Raw genomic sequence first — 879 nt, 5'->3', positions numbered from 1 at the left:
GGGACGCCGTAAGAGGGTGCCTCTCGCGGGTCCAATGCGCGTTGGACGTAGGCGTCGAGTTGGGGTTTGTAGATGTCCCAGGCCGTCGCGATGGCCTCAACCGGGCAGTCCTCAGTCCAATCGCAGCGCAGATCCGCGACCGGCCAGCTGACCTGATCCACGAGTTTCAGTCCTGCCGAATGGATCGGCCCCGCCTCACCGCCGGCCGCCAAACCTGCGCGCATTGCCGCAATCAACCGATCGCCCAGGTGGCCCGTTGCCCCCTCGAACCCGTCGACGATGGCCTGGCAGATGCCGTCATTGGCCAACAGGTTCCCGCCCGAAGCCACATCGCGCCCCTGGGCCTGCGTCCAGATGCCCAAGGAATTCGGCCCCGAATGGATCGCCGTATTGCCCGCCTTATCGACCGCCAGAACCTGTCGGTACTCGATGAACCGGCCCTGTTGCTGAACGCCCGCGATGGCCTGAGCCGCCGTGGCGCCACCCTCCATCAGGTCCAAGGCCAAAGGGCCAAGCGCCGGGTCGGTCACATTCTGCGTGGCCACCGCCCCAACCCCGGCGCGCGCAAACGAACAGCGTGCGGCAACCGCCGGAGACGAAGACGAGATCGCAATGCCAAACATGCCCGTATCTGCGCAGCGCGCCACCAGAGAGAACGTCATATCTTCCTCTTGCTCCAAATATCCTCGGGGGTGAATGCTCCGCAGGAGCAGAGGGGGCAGACAGCCCCCTGCCCGGTCAGTCGGGAATTACTGCGGTCCCGTCGATCTCGACCAGCCATTCGGGACGGGCAAGCGCCTGTACGACCAGACCGGTGGACACCGGATGCACACCTTTGATGTATTCGCCCATAGTGCGGTACACGGCCTCGCGGTGGCG

General features: G+C 65.2%; 2 protein-coding genes. Both read right to left on the bottom strand.

Annotation, left to right across the window (positions count from 1 at the left end):
• A partial coding sequence (locus TRL7639_RS22745) for a DUF1028 domain-containing protein (protein WP_085798196.1) occupies positions 1-662 on the bottom strand: 662 nt, incomplete at its 3' end.
• Positions 663-738: 76 nt separating this feature from the next.
• A partial coding sequence (locus tag TRL7639_RS22740) for a RidA family protein (RefSeq protein ID WP_503089932.1) occupies positions 739-879 on the bottom strand: 141 nt, incomplete at its 5' end.

The sequence above is a fragment of the Falsiruegeria litorea R37 genome (assembly GCF_900172225.1).
Classification (GTDB): Bacteria; Pseudomonadota; Alphaproteobacteria; order Rhodobacterales; family Rhodobacteraceae; genus Falsiruegeria; species Falsiruegeria litorea.
Note: the sequence above shows the minus strand (reverse complement) of the source record. Positions and strands in the feature narration are given on the sequence as shown.